Origin of the sequence: Clostridium sp., from assembly GCF_022482905.1 — a bacterium.
Taxonomy (GTDB): Bacteria; Bacillota; Clostridia; order Clostridiales; family Clostridiaceae; genus Clostridium_B.
In genome coordinates, this window is record NZ_JAKVOI010000001.1 from 3,287,736 (window position 1) to 3,310,363 (window position 22,628).

The window sequence follows — 22,628 nt, forward strand, 5'->3', positions numbered from 1 at the left end:
TATTATTAAATAAAAGGTAAGTAGACAAAACTCATATAGAAAGGAGTAAAAAAGTAAGCAAACAATAAAATAGTATAAAATTTAGCTTAACAAAATCAGAATCTATGCAAATGGACATGTTGTGAATATCAAAAAGGGGTGTTAGATATGAAATTAAGCGTAAATAACATTAAAAACTTAACAATTGATGATCTTCTAGGTGGAAAACTAGAATGTGAATGTGGAAAAAATCATGAATGTAATGTAAAAAGTATGATAATTGAAAATAGTGCTATTAAGAAAATACCTGATTTATTAAAAAAATTAGAATTTAAAAATATATTGATGATAGCAGATACTAATACTTATAAAGTTGCAGGGAAAAATGTAGAAACTATTTTGGATCAAGAGAAAATAAATTATAAAAGATTCATATATAGAACGAAGAAGGATGAATTGCTGGTTCCGGATGAAAATGCCATAGGCAGTCTTTTTACCAAGGTTGAGAAAGGTATGGATTTAATTCTTGCAGTAGGTTCAGGAGTATTAAATGATCTATCCAAATTTGTAAGTTACAGGCTTGGTATTGATTGTATTATTGTAGCTACAGCACCTTCAATGGATGGATTTATATCAGATGGTTCTTCACTTATAGTAGATGATCTTAAAAGTACATTTGTATCGCAACCTCCGAAAGCTGTTGTTGGAGATATAGACATTTTAAAAGAAGCCCCTATGGATATGATTCTGGCCGGTTTTGGAGACATAATAGGGAAATATTCTGCTCTGTGTGATTGGAAATTAAGCAAAATAGTAAATGATGAATACTATTGTGATGTTGTTGTAAAGATGGTAAAAGATTCATTGAATAAATGTGTTGGAAGTACAGATGGAATAAAAAAGAGAGAAGACAGTGCAATAAAGAATTTAATGGAAAGTTTGCTGCTTACAGGAATTGCCATGAGCTATATAGGTAATTCAAGACCGGCTTCTGGAGCCGAACATCATATGTCGCATTATTGGGAATTGATGTTTCTATTCCAGGGAAAAAAGGCCTTATTTCATGGAACAAAAGTGGGAATTTCTACAGTTTTAATTACAAAATTAAGAGAATTATTAGAAGAGGAAAAATTGAATTTTGATAAAGCTGTAGATAACATAGGTTCTTTTGATGAAAAGGAATGGGAATCAGAAGTTACTAAATTATATGAAAAAGCTGCTCCGGAAATTATAGCTGTAAGTAAAAAAGAAGGGACAAACTCTACTGCGACAAGATTGAAAAGAGTTGGTGTAATAAGAAAAAAACTTGATGAAGTTATAGAAAGTATGAAAGACACACCTTCCTCCGAGGAAATAAAGTCAATTTTAAGGAGAGCAGGTGCACCTGCATTACCTAATGAAGTAGGTATAAGTGACAAAATAGTTTTTAACAGTGTGTTAATGGCAAAGGAAGTTAGAATAAGGTATACTGTTTTACAGCTTTTAGGAGATTTTGGACTGCTGGAGAAATTTGCACACGAGATTATGAATTATTTAAAAGAGGAGAAATAATATGTATGATTTAAGCAAAAGAGAGTCTGCATTTAAGAATAAAGATGAAGTGAAAAAGATACTTGAAAATGTCAAGTGTTATGTTATGGATTTAGATGGTACTGTTTATTTGGGAGATAAAATTTTAGAGGGTTCTATAGAATTTTTTAGAACTCTCCAAAAATATAATATCAAGTTTAAATTTTTTACCAACAATTCATCTAAAAACGCACAGATTTATGTTGATAAAATTACAAAAATGGGTTATCCGATAACAGAAGATATGATGCTTATTTCTAACCATGTTATTATACAGTATATAAAGAAAACGTTACCCAATAAAAAAGTATTTGTTTTAGGCAACAAATACTTGAAAGAAGATTTTATAAAAGCAGGAATCAATATCGTGGAAAAAGATGCTGATGTTGTAGCAGTAGGGTTTGATACATCCTTATGTTATGAAAATGTTTCAAAAGCGTGTGATTTTATAAGAAATGGAGCAATATTTTTAGGAGTAAATCCAGATTTCAATTGTCCAACTGAAAATGGCTTTATACCGGATTGTGGTTCAATTTGCAAGATGATTACAGCATCAACGGGAGTTTTACCGGAATTTTTCGGAAAACCAACACATCATACTCTAGAGTATATATTGAATTATACAGGTTTGAGGGAAAGCGAAATAGCGATGATAGGAGATAGATTATATACAGATATTGCAATTGCTAGAGGAAATGATCTGATAAGTATTCTTGTATTGACAGGAGAGACCAAACTAGAGGATTTAAAGGATTCTGACATACAGCCAAGATTAATATTTAATTCATTAAAAGATTTAAAAGACACTTTAGAAAAAATATTCTGAATTAAATGATAATGATGGATTAATATTCATTATATATAAAAAAGAATTGGGGGTTTGAATTATGTTAACTACTTTAGCAAATGCTGCGCAGGGATTTATAGGACTGTTTCAAGAAGGAGGAAAAAGCTTTACCGGGATGGTTACCGGAATATTGCCAACACTAGTTGTACTCATCACAGCTGTCAACTCTCTCATCAAAATAATAGGTGAAGAAAAAGTCAACAATTTGGCAAAAGCTTCATCCAAATATCTCATAACAAGATACACGATATTCCCTATTATAGCTACTTTCTTTTTGACAAATCCTATGGCGCAGACTTTTGGACAATTTTTAGATGAAAAGTACAAACCTGCTTATTATGATTCAACTATTTCTTTCTGCCATGCAATTACAGGACTATTTCCGCATGCAAATCCTGCCGAATTGTTTGTATACATGGGTATAGCACAGGGAATAACAAAACTTGGACTGCCTGTAGGTGAACTTGCAGTGAGGTATTTTCTAGCCGGCATTATAGTTATATTGATCAAGGGCATACTTACAGAGAGAATTACATTCTACCTTCTCAATAAGAAAGAAAGAGAAAAGGCTGAGCTGGCATGAAATTAATAAAATTGTATGAATCCATAAAAATAGGAGGGTTATCATGTATAATACAGTAAAAGTTGAAAAAGGAAGAAGTGGCTGGGGAGGACCTCTCTATATAAAACCGGAAGGAAAAAGGAATAAAATTGTATGTGTAACGGGACAGGACATGCATCCTGTAGCATATAAGCTTGCCCAAATGACCAATGCAGAACTGGTAAATGGATTTGCTACTGGAGTTCCTGATGCGGAGATAGCTGCAGTTGTCATAGATTGTGGAGGTACTGCAAGATGCGGAGTTTATCCAAAAAAAGGTATACTTACTATAAATGTAAAATCTGTTGGACAGTCAGGTCCTCTTGCAAAATTTATGACGGAGCAGCTGTATGTATCTGATGTAAATGAATCCTGTATTTCCATCCATGAGGGCAATTCACCGGTATCATCAGCTCCAGAAGTGGAAAAAGCAAAAACAAATATTCCTGATGATAAGGCAAAGAAAAGTGTGGCGGCAGCTGTTGAAGCGGCACCAAAGAAGAAAGAGAATTTTATAGTAAGGCTTGGGAAAGGTGTTGGAGATGTAATAGGAAAGTTCTATGAAGCAGGAAGAGAGACGATTGATTCAATAATAAAAAACATACTTCCATTCATGGCTTTCGTATGTATGATAATTGGAATTATAAACAAGACAGGTATAGGAAATATTATTGCAAAGGCAATCTCACCGGCAGCAGGTTCTCTTGTAGGGCTGATCATAGTGTCAATTATCTGTACACTGCCCATACTTTCACCTATACTCGGACCTGGAGCAGTTGTGGCTCAGGTAGTGGGAGTTCTTGTAGGAACGGAAATAGGCAAAGGACATATACCACCGCATTTTGCACTTCCAGCATTGTTTGCAATAGATGCACAGGTAGGATGTGATTTCATACCTGTTGGATTGAGCCTTGCAGAAGCGGAACCTGAAACAGTGGAAGTGGGGGTTCCGGCAGTTCTATTCTCAAGAGTTGTAACAGGACCTCTATCTGTTATAATAGCTTATTTTGTAGGAGTTGGTTTGTATGAATAAATGCAGCTTTGGTAGAAAACGTTTTTTCAGCGAGATATACTAAAATGCACAATGTTTCTATGTAATATGTATGGGTGGAAGAGTTATTGGAGATGGACTTGCCGTAATGTTATTTGATGAATGGTATAATGCTAAGTTTTAAGGAGGCAGACACAAAGAAAGAATTGATATGATAAATAATTATGAAAATTTTCGATTTTAGGTATTGACAAGTTTATTAAAAGATTATATAGTATATGTAAATCAATTGAATATTTAACTTCTTATCAAGAGAGGCAGAGGGACTGGCCCTATGATGCCCGGCAACCTGAATGAATTTTGTTCAACGGTGCTAATTCCAGCAGGTAAAACCTGAGAGATGAGAGATACTAAGAATTTTGACTTCTTACAGTTTCTCTGTAAGAAGTTTTTTTAGTTTTTAAAGGAATGACATAATAAAATATTAAATTTTAGATTGGATGTGATTATAGTGAAGATAACGTGCAATTGCTGTTGCAGATAATTAAAGTAATAAATTGTTATTGTAAAAAATTTTAATATATAAATGTTAGGAGCGATAAAAATGAGTGAAGAGAGAAAATTAGGATTTGAAACATTACAGGTACATGCAGGACAAGTACCAGACCCAACAACGGGAGCAAGAGCTGTTCCAATTTATCAGACTACGTCTTTTGTTTTTAAAGATGCAGATGAAGCAGCAGACTTTTTCCAACTTAAAAAACCAGGAAATGTTTATGCCAGAATAATGAATCCAACACAGGATGTATTTGAACAGAGAGTAGCAGCACTTGAAGGTGGAAGTGCAGGACTTGCAACTTCATCAGGACTTTCAGCAATATTATATTCAATACTAAATGTGGCAAATTCAGGGGATAATATAGTTTCAGCAAGCACTCTTTATGGGGGCACATATGAATTGTTTTCAGTAACATTAAAGAAATTAGGAATTGACGTAACGTTTGTAGATCCTGATGATCCTGAAAATATTAGAAAGGCTATTACAGACAGAACAAAGGCAGTTTATGCCGAGACATTAGGAAATCCAAAGATTAATGTATTGGATATAGAAGCTGTAGCAAATATAGCACATGAAAACAAAATACCTCTTATAATAGATAATACTTTTGGTACTCCATATCTTGTAAGACCAATAGAATATGGTGCAGATGTAGTTGTACATTCAGCAACAAAATTCATTGGTGGCCATGGGACAACCATTGGTGGAGTTATAGTAGACGGAGGAAAATTTGACTGGGCAGCAAGTGGAAAATTCCCTGACTTCACTACACCTGATGAAAGTTATAACGGTCTTGTTTACGCAGATCAGGGACCAATTGCCTTTGCTTTAAAAGCCAGGGTTCAGCTTCTTAGAAATACAGGGGCAACATTAAGCCCGCAAAGTGCATTTTATTTCCTTTTAGGATTGGAATCACTTTCACTCAGGGTTGAAAGACATGTAGAAAATACAAGAAAAGTAGTTGAGTTTTTAACTAAGCATCCAAAGGTTTCATGGGTAAACTATCCTGAACTTGAAAGCAGTCCGTATCATGATCTGGCAAAAAAATATTTTCCAAAAGGAGCAGGTTCTATATTCACATTTGGAATAAAGGGAGGACTTGAAGCAGGAAAGAAGTTTATAAATAGTGTTAAATTATTTTCATTGCTTGCAAATGTAGCAGATGCCAAATCTCTTGTAATACATCCTTCCAGTACAACACATGCAGAATTAAATGAAGAACAGCAAAAAGCTGCCGGGATAACTCCAGATCTTATAAGGCTCTCAATAGGTGTAGAGAATATTGATGATATTATATACGATTTGGATCAGGCTCTTGCCAAAATTTGATATTGTGAAATTAATATAAAATATGAAAATCAAGTTTCTTTGATATAATTGTTGAAGAAACTTGATTTTTTATTTTGATGATTTTATAGAATGGTATAATATGTTTAAATATATTATTTTGGAGGAAGCGGCATGTTTAATCTATCGGAGATTAGCAATATAATAAGACAGTCACATTTAAGATGTGAAAACGAGTACAAAATTCCAAAGGGAAGGGTTTTTCCGCTGAAAATCGTGAAAGGTTTGGAGTTTCAAAGATTATGTAAAAAAAATTATGAAGTCATAAAAGTTGCCAGGCCATTTATGGAAATATTATATGATTTTCTAAGAGGTTCGGGCTTTTTCCTCGATCTTACTGATAAGGACGGAGTTATATTGATAGCTATTGGTGATAGAGATGTGATAGAAGAAGCCAAAAAGATGAAGATGATAGAAGGCTCGGATATGAGTGAAAAAAGTACAGGTACAAATGCGATTGGAACATCCATATATATGGATCAACCTATGCAGATGGCGGAGAAACAGCATTATTTGAATGCATATCATATTTGGACATGCTCTGCAGATACTATACATGATAAATACGGAAATGTGATTGGATGTCTTAATTTAACAGGTAAGTATCAATTGGTGCATCCGCATACACTGGGACTTGTAGTAGCTGCCGTAAAATCAATAGAAAATTATATAGAGATGGAAAAGTCCCAAAATAAATTGTTTGAAGCATATCAATATCTTGATACTATAATAAATTCGATGGATGTGGGCATCCTGACTGTAGATTCTTATGGGAAGATAAAATCAATAAATGTTGTAGCCTGCAAAATGCTTCAAGTGAATAAAGATTCTGTAATAAGCAGCAATATATCAAATCTAATAGAAAACTGGGAGCATATATATGAGCAGATGGATAATTATAAATATGAAAATAATGACTACACCGTGTATTTAAATAAAAAAAATTTTAATTTAAATGTTTCTCCAATAAAAGATAAAAATAACAGAATACTCTCTATAATCGTAATGCTCAAGGATATACAGAAGGTTTACAATATGGTAAATAAGTATACTGGTATGCGAGCAAAATACAGTTTTTCGGATATAATTGGCAAAAGCAGTGCTGTTACAAGGATGAAAAGATATGCTAAGAGTATTTCAGATAGTCCATCCACTGTCTTAATAGAAGGAGAAAGCGGAACTGGCAAGGAGTTGATTGCCCAGGCTATTCATAATGACAGTTCAAGGAGAAATTATGGATTTATAGCGATAAATTGTGGAGCCATACCAAAGAATCTAATTGAGAGTGAATTATTTGGATATGAAGAGGGAACTTTTACAGGAGCAAAAAAAGGTGGACAGCTCGGTAAGTTTGAACTTGCAAACAATGGTACTATATTTTTGGATGAAATAGGTGAAATGCCTCTGGATATGCAGATTAATTTACTTAGAGTTTTACAGGAGGGGTGCATTATGAGAATAGGTGGAAGCAGATATATAAAAATAAATGTTAGAATAATTGCAGCTACAAATAAAAACTTAAAAGAGGAAATAGCGGAAGGAAACTTCAGAGAAGATTTATATTATAGATTATGTGTTATACCAATTCATGTGCCACCATTGAAGGAACGAGAAGGAGATATAAAATTGCTTATAGATTATTTTCTGAAATTGAAATCTTCTAAATTAAAAAAAGAGACACCATGTATAAAACCCTCTTTATATAGTAAATTGCTGAATTATGATTGGCCTGGAAATGTTAGAGAACTTGAAAATTGTATTGAGAATATAGTAAATATGAATGGAAAAACATCCTTTGATTTTGATAAACATATCTCAAACAATAATTATGAAAATACTAAATTAAAGTATGAATACAACATGTGCTCGTTAAACCAGTGGGAGAAAGTAGCTATTATAGACTGCATAAAAAAATGCAGCGGTAATTTATCCAGGGCGTCTAAGATTCTTGGAATAAATAGAACTACTTTGTACAATAAAATAAACAAATATGATATCAAGATTTAAATTTATGTTGATTATCAGTAATGATATAATTGTATAAATAATGGACAATGTATAAAAAAACAACAGATTGCTTTTTAAAACTGTTGTTTTTTTATACGCTAATTATAAGCCAATTGCAAAAAACAACGGAGTTTCAGTATATGAGGGAGATCATATAATGTGGCATGAATATTGCTCTTACTAATAAATTGTAATCAAGTGTTAATTTAATAACAACTGGTATATTAATCTGCTTTTTAATAATTGTATAAGGAGGAATATTTGTGAAAGGTTTTGCAATGATTGGAGTAAACAAGGTGGGGTGGATTGAAAAAAAGAAACCGGAAATAGGACCATTTGATGCCTTGATCCATCCACTTGCTGTATCGCCGTGCACTTCAGATATACATACTGTATTTGAAGGAGCTCTTGGAGAAAGAAATGACATGATATTAGGGCATGAGGCAGTTGGGCAAGTTGTTGAGGTAGGCAGTGAAGTCAAGGATTTTAAGGTAGGAGATAAAGTAGTTGTACCTGCAATAACTCCCGATTGGCGTTCGATAGATGTACAAAGAGGATTTCCGCAACATTCGAATGGAATGCTGGCCGGATGGAAATTTTCAAATTTTAAGGATGGAGTTTTTGCAGAATATTTTCATGTAAATGATGCTGATATGAATCTGGCATATTTACCTGATGAAATTCCAGTTGAAGTTGCCGTAATGATAAGTGATATGGTTACAACTGGATTTCATGGATCAGAACTTGCTGATATTGAAACGGGATCAAGTGTTGTTGTCATAGGAATTGGAGCGGTAGGACTTATGGCAATTGCCGGTGCGAAACTGCATGGTGCAGGAAGGATAATAGGGGTTGGCAGCAGACCCGTATGTGTTGAGGCTGCAAAGTTTTATGGGGTTAACGATATTGTAAATTATAAGAACGGAGACATAGTCAAACAAATATTTGAACTTACGGATGGAAAAGGTGTAGACCGCATAATAATGGCAGGAGGAGGAACTGATACATTGGCTCAGGCAATAAAAATACTTAAACCGGGCGGAGTAGTATCGAATGTAAATTATCATGGAAGCGGAAATCTCGAAATACCAAGGGAAGAGTGGGGATGTGGTATGGCACATAAAACCATTAAGGGAGGATTATGTCCTGGAGGAAGGCTCAGAATGGAAAGACTTATAGACCTTGTAAAATATAATCGCCTTGATCCGGCAAAATTAGTTACCCATGTGTATCATGGATTTGATCATATTGAGGAGTCTCTTCTTCTAATGAAGAATAAACCTCGGGACCTGATAAAACCTGTTGTTGTCATAGACTAGATAAAATGAATTGCCAATAGATTTCAGTAAAATGAATCTATTGGCAATTTGTTTCTATGGCATATAGGAAAAACTAACCCTGTGCATATAGACATTTATCATTTTGTGCTATTATTAAATTCACATTGTTTCTTTTGATAAATTGTATATATTCCTCTGGTGGTTTTTTATCGGTTATCAGATAATCTATATCTTCCATTGAACAGTAAGTCATTAAAGAAGAAATTCCAAATTTTGAATGATCTATCAATACATATACTAAGTTGCTCTTACTTACTACAAGTTTTTTTATCTCACACTCCTGTGGAGAACCATTTGTAACGCCGCTTGCTAAAGATATTCCTGTAGAAGCCATAAAGGCTTTATTTATATTATATTTTTTTATCATATTCAACGTATCCGTACCTACAAGTGAATTTGTCTTTCTTACTAGGCTGCCTCCTGTAGAAATTATATTTAAATTATTATATTTGATGCATTTGTTGATAAAGTTGAGATTATTGGTTATTATTGTTATATTTTTTTTATCCTTAAGAAAATCTGCAAGATTCAATGTAGTTGTTCCAGAGTCTACAAATATTATATCTCCATCTTCAATCAGTTTAGCCGCTTCCTCAGCTATTAGAGATTTTGAATAGATATTCTTTATCTGCCTTTTATCAAAAGGAACTAGTGGATTTGAATTTACTGATACACCTCCATATACCTTCTTTATCGTACCCTTTTCAACCAGTTCATTTATATCTCTTCTAATTGTATTTTTGGAAACATTAAATACATCAGCTAATTTATCCAATGTTACAGTATTGTTGTCCAGTATATATTCTTCTATTTTTTGTATCCTTTTTAATTTCATAATTGCCTCCCCACGTTAAAATACAACTAATATGTTCGTATCATAAAATAATAGATTGCAATTATTTATAAGTTTTAGTTATATTAGTATATTCACTGTGTTCTTATATATAATTATATATAAGAATTCAAATATTTACAATGATATAATCAAAAAATATGCAAAAAATAATATTACAATATTGTTAAGCAAATATATTGACATATATATAGTATAAGTGATAATATATAACCAAAAGATAATTATAATATAATAAATATATAATCAAAAAATATTAAGAAGGTGAAGCTTTGAGTAATTTATTTTTAATGCCAAGATATGTTTTCACAGGTCAGGGATCTTTGAATAAAGCTGGTGGAAATATAAAACTGTTAGGTAAGAAGGCACTTATAGTTACAGATGATGTAATGATTAAATTGAAGAGCATAAACAATGTTACTAATTTATTGGATAAGTTGGGAGTAAATTATTCCATTTATCACGAAGTCAATGGAGAACCTACAGATATTATGGTCAATAATGGAATCAGGCAGTACAAAGATGACAACTGTGATTTTTTAATAGCACTGGGTGGTGGAAGTCCTATTGACACAATGAAAGCTATAGGAGCCATGATAACGAATTCAGGAGAGATAAATGATTATCTTGGAAAGGTAATTGAAAGAGAAACTCCTCCACTGGTCGCAATACCAACTACAGCTGGAACTGGATCGGAGGCAACTCAGTTTACTATAATAACGGATACTAAAAGGAATATAAAAATGTTATTAAAAGGATCTTATCTAATACCAAATATTGCAGTAATAGATCCTGTTTTTACAATTACATCACCAAAAAGTGTTACTTCTTCTACGGGTTTGGATGCATTGACACATGCTATAGAGTCCTATACATCAAAACTTGTCCAACCTATGTCAGAAATATTTTCTCTATCTGCAGTCAAAAAAATATTTGCCAATTTGCTGGAAGCTTATGATAATGGCGAAAATGTCAAAGCAAGAACAGAAATGTCTATAGCTGCACTTCAAGCGGGAGTAGCATTTAACAATTCCTCTGTTACCATAGTACATGGTATGAGCAGGCCTATAGGTGCATTGTTTCATGTACCTCATGGATTATCAAATGCAATGCTTTTAACAGATTGTCTTGAGTTTATTTTGCCTGGTGCATCTGATAGATTTTGTGATCTGGCCAAGACAATCGGAGTATATGAAGAAAATATGAGTGATATACAGGCAGGAGAGGCATTCATACAGGCGGTTAGAAATCTTTGTACAAGTTTAAATGTACAGACATTACGAGAATTTGGAATTGAAAAAAATATTTTTCTTGGAAATTTGGACAAGATGGCGGAAGATGCACTTCAAAGTGGAAGCCCTCAAAACACAAGAAGAGAAGTCAAAAGGGAAAATATAATAGAAATATATAAAGGACTATGGAAGTAGGTGAAGGTATGGCACTGACGAGATTAAGAGAATTACTGGCTGAAGCTGAAAGTGGAAAGTATGCGGTAGGTGCTTTTAGTATTGCAAATATGGAAATGATAATAGGAGCCGTCAAGGCTGCAGAAGAATTGAAATCACCTATAATATTGCAGATTGCAGAAAGCAGGCTGAAGCATTCACCGCTGTATATGATAGGTCCTGTAATGATGGCTGCAGCTAAAAAAGCAAAAGTTCCCATAGCAGTGCATCTGGATCATGGTTTGACTATGAATTGTATAGATGAGGCACTTGATTTGGGATTTACCTCTGTTATGATAGATGGCTCCAGATATCCTCTGGACAAAAATATTGATTTAACTAAAAGTGTTATAAAAAAAGCTCAAAAATACGGTGCTTCAGTAGAAGCTGAAATTGGTAGAGTTGGAGGCAGCGAAGATGGTTCGGAAAATATATCCTCAATGTATACAGATACAGGCGAGGCATGTGAGTTCTATAGAGAAACGAATGTTGACGCACTTGCAATCGGCATAGGGAATGCCCATGGTGTTTATAAAGGCTCACCAAATTTGAATTTTGATGTGTTGGAAAATGTCAATAAAGAAGTTGATGTCCCCCTTGTTTTACATGGAGGATCCGGTATAAGCGATGATGATTTTAGAAAGTGTGTTTCATATGGAATGAGGAAAATAAATATAGCTACTGCTACGTTTATGTCGGTTGTTCAGAAGGTAGAAGCATTATGTAGAAAAGAGGAGTATATAGACTATTTCAGGCTCCATGAAGCTGAAATAGAAGGTGCATATTTGAATGTTAGAAAGCATATAAAAATTTTCGGAAGCAATAATAAAGCCTAGGGGGAGAGATAAAATGCAGTATATTGAATTTGACAATAGCAGAAAATTTGATGTTGTACCTTTGGGAAGGGCAACTATAGATTTAAATCCGGTAGAAATAAACAGAACTTTGGCGGAAAGTGTAACTTTCAAGAAATACCTTGGAGGATCTCCTGCAAATGTAGCTGTAGGGCTTGCCAGACTTGGGAAAAAAGTTGGATTTATAGGCAAAGTATCAGATGATAGATTTGGGGACTTTATTATTGACTATTTTAAAAGGGAAGGTATAGATACCTCACAAATTTATAGGGCAAAAAATGGTGAGTCTCTAGGGCTTACTTTTACTGAAATACTCAGTCCTACAGAAAGCAGTATATTGATGTATAGAAATAGTATTGCAGATTTAAGTCTGAATGTAGATGAAATTGACGAGAACTATATCAAGAATGCAAAAGCAATTTCCATATCAGGGACAGCTCTTGCCCAAAGTCCTTCCAGAGAAGCTGCTCTTAAAGCGATGGAATATGCGAAAAAACATAATACAGTTGTAGTCTTTGATATAGATTATAGAAAGTATAATTGGAGAAATAAAGATGAAATAGCAATTTATTATTCCATGGTGGGGAAAAACAGTGATCTGGTGATAGGCTCCAGAGAAGAATTTGACCTTATGGAAGGTCTTGTTGCAAAAAACAGCAGTGATATTGATACAGCAGACAGGTGGATTGGATATGGAAACAAGATAGTTGTTATAAAGCATGGCAAGGATGGATCTACAGCCTATACGGAAGACGGGAAAAAATACAGCATCAAGCCGTTTCCTGTTAAACTGATGAAATCCTTTGGAGGTGGGGATGCCTATGGGTCAGCCTTCATATATGGACTTCTTGAAGGATGGGACATAATAGATGCTCTTGAGTTTGGAAGTGCTTCAGCTGCAATGCTTGTTGCAAGCCACAGCTGTTCAGATGCAATGCCTAAAGTTGAAGAAATAAAAAAATTTATAGAAAAAGAAAAAGCTGAATATGGTGAAATGGTGGCAAGAAATTAAGATTGGGAGGAATTAGTATATGAGTTTAAGTGAATTTGGTAATTTGGGTTCTCTAAAATTTGGTGAAAATAAAATATGTGGAGTAAACGGCCCGCATAAAGAAATGCTTATGGACATTTCAGTAAACAGGATCGAAAAAAATTCAGAAGAATTTTATGAAGAAAATAATAAGGAAATGGCTGTTCTTCTTTTAAAGGGCAAAATTGAAGTAGGCTGGCTGGGCAATAGACAAATTATGGAGAGACATTCAGTATTTGATGAAAATCCCTGGTGTATTCATGTTCCACATGGTGTGAAAGTAACAGTAAAGGCTCTGGAAGAAAGTGAAATAATATTTCAGGCTGCTGAAAACAGAAATGATTTTACTTCAAAATTGTATTCTCCAAAAGATTGCCAAAGTGATATATTTGGCAAGGGAGTATGGAATGACACTGCAAGAAGGACCGTCAGAACTGTATTTGACTATCATAATGCTCCTTATTCCAATATGGTAATGGGTGAGGTTATTACTTTCCCTGGAAAGTGGTCAAGTTATCCTCCACATTATCACCCGCAGCCGGAAGTTTATTATTATAAATTCAACAAACCTCAGGGCTTGGGATTATGCCTTACTGGAGATGATGCCCATAAAATATCGGACAACAGCTATGTTGCCATTCATGGGGGAGATGTTCATCCTCAGACTTCAGCACCTGGATATGCCATGTATTACTGTTGGATGATAAGACATCTTAAAGATAACCCTTGGACAGATAGAATTGATGTTGAAGAACATAAATGGTTATGGGAAAAAGATGTAAAAATATGGCCTGAAAAGTGAGAGGGAGGTTAAAGTATGAAAAAAGTAAGACTTACGGTTGCACAGGCACTGGTGAAATTTCTTGACAATCAATATGTTGAATTTGATGGTATTGAAACTAAATTCGTCAAAGGAATATTTACGATTTTCGGACATGGAAATGTAGTAGGACTTGGACAGGCATTGGAGGAAGATCCTGGGGATTTAATAGTACATCAGGGCAGAAATGAGCAGGGAATGTCCCATGCTGCCATAGGATTTGCAAAACAAAAATTGAGAAAACAGATATATGCATGTACATCATCGGTTGGCCCTGGTGCTGCAAACATGGTAACAGCAGCTGCTACAGCAAGCGCAAACAGAATACCCGTTTTGTTTCTCCCAGGGGATGTATATGCTACAAGACAGCCTGATCCAGTACTGCAGCAGATGGAGCAATTCAACAATCTTACAATAAGTACAAATGATGCTTTTAAGGCTGTAAGCAAATATTGGGATAGAATTTCAAGACCTGAACAGCTTATGACAGCTTGTATAAATGCAATGAGAGTTTTAACAGATCCTGAAAATACAGGAGCGGTTACCATAGCTCTGCCTCAGGATGTTGAAGGTGAAGCATATGATTATCCAGAGTATTTTTTTCAGAAAAGGGTACACAGAATAGAAAGAAGACCTGCAACAAAACAAATGATAAAAGATGCAGTTGAACTTATATTGAAGAAAAAGAAGCCTATGCTTGTATGCGGTGGTGGAGTAAAATATTCTGAAGCTGCAGAGGCCTTTAAAAACTTTGCAGAAAAATTCAGCATACCATTTGGAGAGACTCAGGCCGGCAAAAGTGCAATAGTGTGGGATCATAAATTGAATCTTGGTGGAATAGGGGAAACAGGAAGTCTGGCTTCTAATATGATTGCCAAAAAAGCAGATCTTATAATTGGTGTTGGTACAAGATATACGGATTTTACAACATCATCAAAATGGCTGTTTCAAAATCCTGAAGTCAGTTTCCTCAATATAAATATAGCGGAATTTGATGCCTATAAGTTGGACGGGATTAAGGTCGTTGCCGATGCTAAAGCGGCATTGGAAGATTTGACAAATGAACTTGAAAAAACTGAATATAAATCCTCATACAAAAATGAAATAGAAGAAGCCAGGGATAAACTGAATGCAGAAGTAAAGAGAGTATATAGTACAGAGTACACAAGCAAGGATTTTGTACCTGAAATACAGGACCATCTTGACCCGTCAGTATTTGAAGAGTTCAGGGAAATAACCGGTTCATGCCTCACACAATCAAGAGTTGTAGGAGTCTTTAATGAAATGCTTGCTAATGATGATATTGTAGTTGGTGCATCAGGAAGTTTGCCTGGAGATCTGCAGAGAATATGGAGACCAAAGGGTGTCAATACCTATCATGTAGAATATGGATTTTCATGCATGGGATATGAAGTAAATGCATCACTGGGTGTAAAACTTGCAGAACCTGACAGGGAAGTTTATGCATTTGTTGGAGATGGTTCTTATATGATGCTCCATTCTGAACTTCCAACCTCTATTCAGGAAGGGAAAAAGATAAATGTAGTATTGTTTGACAACATGGCTTTTGGATGTATAAACAACCTTGAGATGGAACATGGAATGAACAGTTTTGGAACAGAATTCAGATTCAGGAATCCAAAAACCGGAAAGCTGGATGGAGGTCTTGTCCCAATGAATTTTGCCATGAATGCGGCTTCCTATGGATGCAAGACCTATATTGTAAAGACAATAGAGGAATTGAAAGAAGCAATAGTAGATTCAAAAAAACAAAAGTTATCTACACTTATAGACATAAAAGTATTGCCAAAAACCATGGTCCATAAATATGGCTCCTGGTGGAGAGTAGGGTTGGCTCAGGTATCCAGGAGCAAGAGAATTCATGATGTGTATGAAAGTGTAATAAAGAAAAATCTTGGTGAGGCACGTCAATATTAGTTAAAGGGACTTTTGCAAAGTGAAAAATTTGCAGCAGTTCCTTTGGCTTTAGCATATGTTTTGTTGGTATCTATAGTGACCTATTAATTTTATTGTTATATAGGGAGGTTTTAATATGAGTATTAGAATAGGAATCGGTCCATGTTGTTGGGGCGTAGATGATGTTAAGAATCCATATCTTCCAGATTGGAAACTTGTACTAAAAGAAGCTGTAGAAGCAGGATATAAGGGTATAGAATTAGGACCCTACGGGTATCTTCCTTTAGATATAGATATAGTGAAAAGAGAGTTGGAAATAAATGGCCTTACTGTAATTGCAGGAACTATATTTGATGATCTGGTAAGTCAAGAAAATAAAGATATGCTTCTGAAAATGACTGATGATATATGCAGTTTAATTACTAAGCTTCCGTGTGACTATAAATCACAGAAGCAGCATTTTAAGACACCATATCTTACTATTATGGATTTTGGTCATAAGGAACGCAGTTTTTTAGCAGGACATTACAATAAAGCTCCCCGTTTATCTAAACAGAAATGGTATGGAATGATAGAGAATATTAGAGCAATTTCGAAGTTAGCCTGGAAAAAATATGGAGTCAGACCTGTTGTCCACCCTCATGCAGGAGGATATATAGAATTTGAAGATGAAATAAAACAGATGCTTAACGATATTCCGTATGATATTGCCGGTCTTTGTTTAGATACAGGTCATCTTTATTATTCAGGTATGGATGCAGTAGAATGGATTAGAAACAATATAGATAGATTAGATTATATTCACTTCAAAGATATTGATAAAAAAATATATGATCAAATGATGAATAAGAAAATAGATTTCTTTGATGCTTGTGCTAAAGGGGTAATGTGCCCGATAGGAAAAGGGATTATTGACTATAGTAGTATAAATAGACTTTTAAGCAAAATTGATTATCAAGGTTGGATTACGATAGAACAGGAGAGGGATCCTAGAAATTCAAGGACAAGTTTGGGCGATGTATCAGAAAGTTTCAATTATTTGAAAAGTGTAGGATATTAAAAGGAGTTGTTTCTTATGATTTTAAGGGCGTTACAGAACCAAATAATTGGCTCTGTAACACCATACTTGTTTTTGAGTAATCTGTGACTGTCATCATAATTAAAAGTTATAATTCTATTTTACTGGCTGATTGTTTGCTTCAATGCATCAACAGATGTTTTAATTCCAGCTTCTACAGACATTGTTAAATCTTCCATTTCAAGTGAAACAGGACCATCATAACCTACCATCTTTAAAACTGAAAAGAATTCCTTCCACCACTGAAGGTCATGTCCGCAGCCTACTGCTACGTAATTCCATGCTCTCGATGCCACATCAGTAACAACTTTTGTCTCCATAATGCCATTGGTATCTACGATTCCACGTTCCATTCTAACGTCTTTTCCATGTACATGATAAATAGCATCACCAAGTTCTCTTGCAGAGGCAATTGGATCTGCTCCCATCCACAATAAATGACTTGGATCTAAATTTAATCCCACCATTGGTCCAACTGCATTACGTAATTTGAATAAGGTCTCTGGATTGTACACTAGTTGGGAACTGAAATTTTCTAATGCAATTTTTCCAACACCACACTCTTCAGCTTTTTTAACAAGTTCCTTCCAATAAGGAATTGCTACTTCATTCCACTGATAGTCTAAAATATCTTGAAGTGATTCAGGCCAGCTTACAGTGTATGTTATCCAATTAGGTATTTTATCTTCGGGACTGGCAGCTGGAAGTCCGCTCATCATGACAATTTTCTTGACTCCAAGAAGTTTGGCAAGTTTCATAGTCTTCTCTGTAATGGATCTATGTTGTCTTCCAAGTTCACCAGGGTCCAATGGATTACCTGAACAGTTAAGTGCACAAATTTCAATATTCCTCTTTTTTAGTGCCGCTGTAAATTTTTCCCGCAATGAATCGTTTTCAAGAAGCTCATCAAGATTTATATGCGGTGCGGGAGACCATCCGCCTGTTGCCATTTCTACATAGTGTATTCCGAATTCTGATACTTTGTCCAACATTTCTGCAAAAGCAAGATTACCCATACTATCTGTACAATATGATAATTTCATAAGAACACCTCCAAATTTTAAATTGCTTTAATTAATATGTCCATGATTTATTCCAAAGTTATTTAAAATCTACCCATATGCCCCCGGCATTAGCTGATTTAACACAGTTTTGAACCCAACGAATGCCGTTGATTCCAGCATCAATATCTGGATATACTAAATTTTTTAAAGTTTGTTCATCATTATGTTTTTTAGCATCAATAGCAATGGCAAATTTCAAGTATATATTTGCCCATGATTCTGGAAGACCTTCTGCATGAAGTGCACCTAAACGTTCATCAGCATTACATTCATCATAAAGGTAAGGCATTGCCCGAATAAGTTTTTGAATTGGTTTGCCCTGAACTTCATATAATAACTCATTTGGCTGGTTATCTCTAAATTCTACACTGGCTTTAGATCCTACAATACGGATTCGATGACCATCTATACAGCCTGCATTTACTGCTGATACCCACATTCTCCCTACTGCACCATTATTATATCTCATAAGACAGTATGCGTTATCTTCTAACGGTTTGCGGCTTTTAACAAAGCTTTGACGGTCACAAAGTACTTGTTTTATTTTCATGTCTGGGCAAATTAACTGTGACATATAATAGGTGTGTGTAGAAAGATCTCCCAAAACGAAGGATGGGCCTGCTATTTTAGGATTTACTCTCCATTTTTGACCTTCGTTAATTTTATCTGCTTCAAAGTCACATCCAAAACCATGAGTATATTGCAGCTCTACCATGTGAATTTCTCCTAGATTCCCATTTTGAACCATGGAACGCATTTGAAGCAATAATTGGCTGCCAGAAAATCCATAAGTTACTCCGACAATTTTTCCTTTCTTCTCTGCAAGAGCTTTAATTTCTTCTCCCTGTTCTACTTCAAAAAATAATGGCTTTTCACAGATTACATGTAACCCAGCGTTGAGAGCTGCCTTACAAATTTCGTAGTGTGTTGCATTTGGTGTAGCAATAGAAACCACCTCAATGCCATCTTTACGTTTAACTTCTTCCTCGAACATTGTTTTGTAATCTGGATAGCATCGTTTAGGATCAACCCCAAGGTTTGTACCAAAATCTTTGCCTCTAGATGGATCTATGTCGAATGCACCTGCTAACAACTGGAATGCTGTATTATCTCTGAGAGCACCTAGACGATGCTTGTATCCAACATTTCCTGTTCTACCACCACCTACCATTCCCCAACGAAGGGGACTTTCTATTTTTTTCTCTCCGTTTAACATAAGAAATCATCCTCCTATAATTTATTGTTGTCGTTTTCAATAAGACACTTATAGTGTAATCTAGATATAAAAATACGTAAATATTGTATCTTGCTGTGTTATTCATGTATCTTGTTATGTTAGGCATTTTATATTATACTTTTTTTGAAAATATTTATAATTTTATAATTTTATACTAAATAAATCTTTGGAGGAATATATATGAAAAGTATTGATCCTGGAGTTCTATCCAATTCTTCTTGTTTTTCCTTTACCCCATCTCAAACTGCAAAAAAGTTTTATTTTTATCTAATCTGGTGTGGACATTATTTTTGTACCCAGAAGTATTTTATAAAGCGTGATTTTTTCCCGTATATATTATTGGTATATGTTCGAAAAGGTGAGCTGATATTAGAATATAAGGAACATTGTTATACAGCTGGAAAGGGAAATGTAGTATTAATTGACTGTCAGGAGCCACATTATTATCGTGCTTCAAATGGACTGGAATTTCTATATATTCATTTTGACGGAGTGAATTCTCATGACCTATGTCAGTATATTATGAATCAACGTGGAATTGTATTTCAGGGGAAAAATATAGTTACTATTGGTGAATTGCTATATCAAATAGTAAAAGGATATGAAGGTGGTAAGGTTTTATCATCTTCCGAAATTTCTCTGATTATTTATGAGATGTTGTGTACTTTGACTATCAAAATAAATCAAGACAACACTCAATGCTCGCCTGTAAATACAGCTGTAAATTATATACGCAATAACGTTGGCAGAAAAATTTTACTTGAAGATCTTGCCAGTATTACAAATTTAAGCACTTATTACTTTTCTCATATTTTTAAAACTGAAACAGGTTATTCTCCCATAGAATATGTGATTAGTACTCGTCTGGATACAGCCAAAGTATTATTGAAAACTACATCGTTTTCAATTGAAGAGATTGCTTTTCGTGTAGGTTATAAAAATACAGGGAGCTTTATTAATTTATTTATACAGAAAGTAGGCTGTTCTCCAAAACAATTCCGCAAAACTCATATTTAATTTCTGATTTAAGTATAGTAATTTATTAATTAGAAATATATATTGCAAATATTATGCTTATATTTGATAAAACATATTGACATTTATAACCTGAAAGTGATAATATTTAATCATAAAATAATCATAATTTAACAAACAGATATGACAATTATATATAATAAACTTATAATTCAAATTTATAATTCAGGAGGTATCAAGTTATGAAAATTGCATTTGATCCAGATGTACTTTTTAAGCAGAATATGTCTGTTGCGGAGATGGTTCATCAGGTTGCAGACTGGGGTTTTGAATATATTGAACAATCCCCGCACCCACATATTTTACCGTTTTATAAACATCCCAAAGCAAGTAGAGAAATTATTAAAGAATATAAGGATGCACTTCGGGAAACAGGAGTTAGGATTTCTTCCATGATTCCAATCTATCGTTGGTCAGGTCCTGATGAAGAACGCCGTGAAGCGGCAGTCCGAAATTGGAAAAGGGCTATTGAGATTGCTGTTGAGTTAGATGTTAACGTTATTAATACAGAGCTTTCCGGAGATCCTAATCAACCGGAAATTTGTGAGGAAATGTGGTATCGTTCTATGGAAGAATTACTTCCAATTCTAGAGCGTGAAGGAATAAGAGTAGACATACAGTCACATCCATATGATTTTTGCGAGAATAACTATGAAACCGTTGACATGGTAAAATCTCTGCGTAGTGACAATGTAAAGTATTTGTACTGCGCTGCACATACATTCTTTTATGATGATGGTGTTGGTGATATAAGGAAAATGCTTGCATATGCAGGAGATGATCTTTCTCATGTTATAGTAGCTGATACAATGAACCATACGAAGGACTGCCGTTATATTGTAAATCCTCCTGGGGTGAACGCTACAATTCACCAACATTTGGGGATAGGAGAAGGGGAAGTTGACTTTGATGCCTTTTTTAGACAGCTTCGCTCAATGAATTTTGGAAAGAAAGAAGATACTATTGCCTGTGTTTCTCTCTTTGGATATCCTGAAAGAATGTCCAGGCTTGCACTTGAGGCCAAAGATAGAATATCAAAAGAACTCTTGAATAGTTAATTATTAAATTTGAAGTGAAATTTAATATAAAATACTAGAATTTGTTGTAATATTTAGGAGGAGTTATAAATGTTTAGTAAGGATAAAGTTAAAATAGGAATCTGTCCTATAGGCTGGACCAATGATGATATGCCGGATTTAGGAAAGGAAAATACTTTTGAACAAGCTATAAGTGAAATGGCATTAGCAGGCTTCAAAGGTACTGAAGTGGGAAATAAGTATCCCAAAGATATAAAAGCTTTGAAAAAAGCACTCGATTTAAGAGGATTACAAATAGCTAGTGCATGGTTTAGTGCATTTTTAACAACTAAACCATATGAGGAAACGGAAAAGGCATTTATTGAACATAGAGATTTTCTACATGCTATGGGAGCTAAAGTAATTGTTGTTTCAGAACAGGGGCACAGTATACAAGGGCAAATGGATACTCCTATATTTGAGGGTAAATATCATATGAATGAAGAAGAGTGGAGGATACTGGCAAATGGTCTTAACAAATTGGGAGAGCTTGCAGAAGAAAAGGATATGAAATTAGTTTACCACCATCATATGGGGACTGTAGTTCAGACTACAGATGAAATAAACAAGCTTATGGATATGACTGATGGTAAATTGGTGTACTTGTTATTTGATACTGGTCATTTAGTATATTCAAGTGAAGATCCTGTAGCAATAGCAAGGAAATATGCAAATAGAATAAAACATGTACATTTGAAAGATATACGACCTGAGATAGCACAGAAGGTAAAAAAAGACAAGCTAAGTTTCTTGAAGGGAGTCAGATTGGGTGCATTTACAGTGCCCGGGGATGGATTTATAGATTTTGAACCAATATTTAAAGTTTTATCTGAAAATAATTATGAAGGATGGATGTTAGTCGAGGCGGAACAAGATCCAGCCAAGGCAAATCCTTTTGAATATGCATTAAAAGGAAGAAAATATATAGCAGATAAAATAGGATTTTAGTTAGTTATAAAAATATTTATATAAATACAGG

Annotated in this window: 19 protein-coding genes and 1 riboswitch; of the genes, 16 read left to right on the forward strand and 3 right to left on the reverse strand. The window is 34.4% G+C overall.

Translation table 11 applies throughout. From position 1 onward, the window contains the following. Window positions 1-147: 147 nt before the first annotated feature. From LKE46_RS16380 to LKE46_RS16410, 7 genes are all read left to right on the forward strand, one after another. Window positions 148-1,530: a sn-glycerol-1-phosphate dehydrogenase gene (locus LKE46_RS16380; protein WP_291724834.1), complete on the forward strand. Its 1,383-nt coding sequence runs from the start codon at window positions 148-150 to the stop codon at window positions 1,528-1,530. A 1-nt stretch (window position 1,531) separates the two neighbouring features. Beyond that, complete coding sequence (locus tag LKE46_RS16385) at window positions 1,532-2,374, forward strand: HAD-IIA family hydrolase (RefSeq protein WP_291724837.1); 843 nt, start codon at window positions 1,532-1,534, stop codon at window positions 2,372-2,374. Window positions 2,375-2,435: 61 nt separating this feature from the next. After that, window positions 2,436-2,978, forward strand: coding sequence for a PTS glucitol/sorbitol transporter subunit IIC (gene srlA, locus LKE46_RS16390; RefSeq protein WP_291724840.1), 543 nt, complete (start codon window positions 2,436-2,438; stop codon window positions 2,976-2,978). A gap of 43 nt (window positions 2,979-3,021) precedes the next feature. Next, a complete protein-coding gene (gene srlE, locus LKE46_RS16395; RefSeq protein ID WP_291724845.1) occupies window positions 3,022-4,029 on the forward strand; it encodes a PTS glucitol/sorbitol transporter subunit IIB in 1,008 nt (335 codons plus the stop codon). Between the two features lie 260 nt (window positions 4,030-4,289). After that, window positions 4,290-4,394, forward strand: a riboswitch (SAM riboswitch). Between the two features lie 197 nt (window positions 4,395-4,591). After that, on the forward strand, window positions 4,592-5,875 hold the full coding sequence (locus LKE46_RS16400; protein WP_291724848.1) for an O-acetylhomoserine aminocarboxypropyltransferase/cysteine synthase family protein: 1,284 nt from the start codon (window positions 4,592-4,594) through the stop codon (window positions 5,873-5,875). Between the two features lie 132 nt (window positions 5,876-6,007). Continuing rightward, a complete protein-coding gene (locus LKE46_RS16405; RefSeq protein ID WP_291724851.1) occupies window positions 6,008-7,900 on the forward strand; it encodes a sigma-54-dependent Fis family transcriptional regulator in 1,893 nt (630 codons plus the stop codon). Between the two features lie 263 nt (window positions 7,901-8,163). Next, window positions 8,164-9,219, forward strand: a complete 1,056-nt coding sequence (locus LKE46_RS16410; protein ID WP_291724854.1) for an NAD(P)-dependent alcohol dehydrogenase — start codon at window positions 8,164-8,166, stop codon at window positions 9,217-9,219. Between the two features lie 73 nt (window positions 9,220-9,292). Here LKE46_RS16410 and LKE46_RS16415 read toward each other — a convergent pair whose 3' ends face one another. After that, a complete protein-coding gene (locus LKE46_RS16415; protein WP_291724857.1) occupies window positions 9,293-10,075 on the reverse strand; it encodes a DeoR/GlpR family DNA-binding transcription regulator in 783 nt (260 codons plus the stop codon). A gap of 290 nt (window positions 10,076-10,365) precedes the next feature. On the opposite strand from LKE46_RS16415, the gene LKE46_RS16420 reads away from it, so the two are divergent. From LKE46_RS16420 to LKE46_RS16445, 6 genes are all read left to right on the forward strand, one after another. Beyond that, window positions 10,366-11,520, forward strand: coding sequence for an iron-containing alcohol dehydrogenase (locus LKE46_RS16420; protein WP_291724860.1), 1,155 nt, complete (start codon window positions 10,366-10,368; stop codon window positions 11,518-11,520). 8 nt (window positions 11,521-11,528) lie between these two features. Beyond that, window positions 11,529-12,374 carry a class II fructose-bisphosphate aldolase gene (locus LKE46_RS16425; protein WP_291725735.1) on the forward strand — a complete coding sequence of 282 codons (846 nt, stop codon included), beginning with the start codon at window positions 11,529-11,531 and terminating at the stop codon, window positions 12,372-12,374. A 13-nt stretch (window positions 12,375-12,387) separates the two neighbouring features. Then, window positions 12,388-13,404, forward strand: a complete 1,017-nt coding sequence (gene iolC, locus LKE46_RS16430; protein WP_291724863.1) for a 5-dehydro-2-deoxygluconokinase — start codon at window positions 12,388-12,390, stop codon at window positions 13,402-13,404. 19 nt (window positions 13,405-13,423) lie between these two features. Continuing rightward, a complete protein-coding gene (locus LKE46_RS16435) occupies window positions 13,424-14,224 on the forward strand; it encodes a 5-deoxy-glucuronate isomerase (RefSeq protein WP_291724866.1) in 801 nt (266 codons plus the stop codon). 15 nt (window positions 14,225-14,239) lie between these two features. Further along, window positions 14,240-16,180 carry a 3D-(3,5/4)-trihydroxycyclohexane-1,2-dione acylhydrolase (decyclizing) gene (iolD, locus tag LKE46_RS16440; RefSeq protein WP_291724868.1) on the forward strand — a complete coding sequence of 647 codons (1,941 nt, stop codon included), beginning with the start codon at window positions 14,240-14,242 and terminating at the stop codon, window positions 16,178-16,180. Window positions 16,181-16,295: 115 nt separating this feature from the next. Next, a complete protein-coding gene (locus tag LKE46_RS16445) occupies window positions 16,296-17,219 on the forward strand; it encodes a TIM barrel protein (RefSeq protein WP_291724871.1) in 924 nt (307 codons plus the stop codon). A gap of 119 nt (window positions 17,220-17,338) precedes the next feature. Here LKE46_RS16445 and LKE46_RS16450 read toward each other — a convergent pair whose 3' ends face one another. Together LKE46_RS16450 and LKE46_RS16455 are read right to left on the reverse strand one after the other, a co-directional pair. Next, the gene (locus LKE46_RS16450) at window positions 17,339-18,280 is read right to left on the reverse strand and encodes a sugar phosphate isomerase/epimerase family protein (protein WP_291724874.1); all 942 of its coding nucleotides are present in this window, start codon (window positions 18,278-18,280) and stop codon (window positions 17,339-17,341) included. A 58-nt stretch (window positions 18,281-18,338) separates the two neighbouring features. Beyond that, the gene (locus tag LKE46_RS16455) at window positions 18,339-19,517 is read right to left on the reverse strand and encodes a Gfo/Idh/MocA family protein (RefSeq protein WP_291724879.1); all 1,179 of its coding nucleotides are present in this window, start codon (window positions 19,515-19,517) and stop codon (window positions 18,339-18,341) included. Window positions 19,518-19,718: 201 nt separating this feature from the next. Between LKE46_RS16455 and LKE46_RS16460 the strand changes: the two genes are divergently transcribed. From LKE46_RS16460 to iolE, 3 genes are all read left to right on the forward strand, one after another. Continuing rightward, window positions 19,719-20,555 (forward strand): AraC family transcriptional regulator, encoded by an 837-nt coding sequence (locus tag LKE46_RS16460; protein ID WP_291724882.1) that lies wholly within the window; start codon window positions 19,719-19,721, stop codon window positions 20,553-20,555. Between the two features lie 200 nt (window positions 20,556-20,755). Further along, complete coding sequence (locus LKE46_RS16465) at window positions 20,756-21,631, forward strand: sugar phosphate isomerase/epimerase family protein (protein WP_291724890.1); 876 nt, start codon at window positions 20,756-20,758, stop codon at window positions 21,629-21,631. A 69-nt stretch (window positions 21,632-21,700) separates the two neighbouring features. Beyond that, the gene (iolE, locus tag LKE46_RS16470) at window positions 21,701-22,597 is read left to right on the forward strand and encodes a myo-inosose-2 dehydratase (protein WP_291724897.1); all 897 of its coding nucleotides are present in this window, start codon (window positions 21,701-21,703) and stop codon (window positions 22,595-22,597) included. Window positions 22,598-22,628 lie beyond the last annotated feature (31 nt).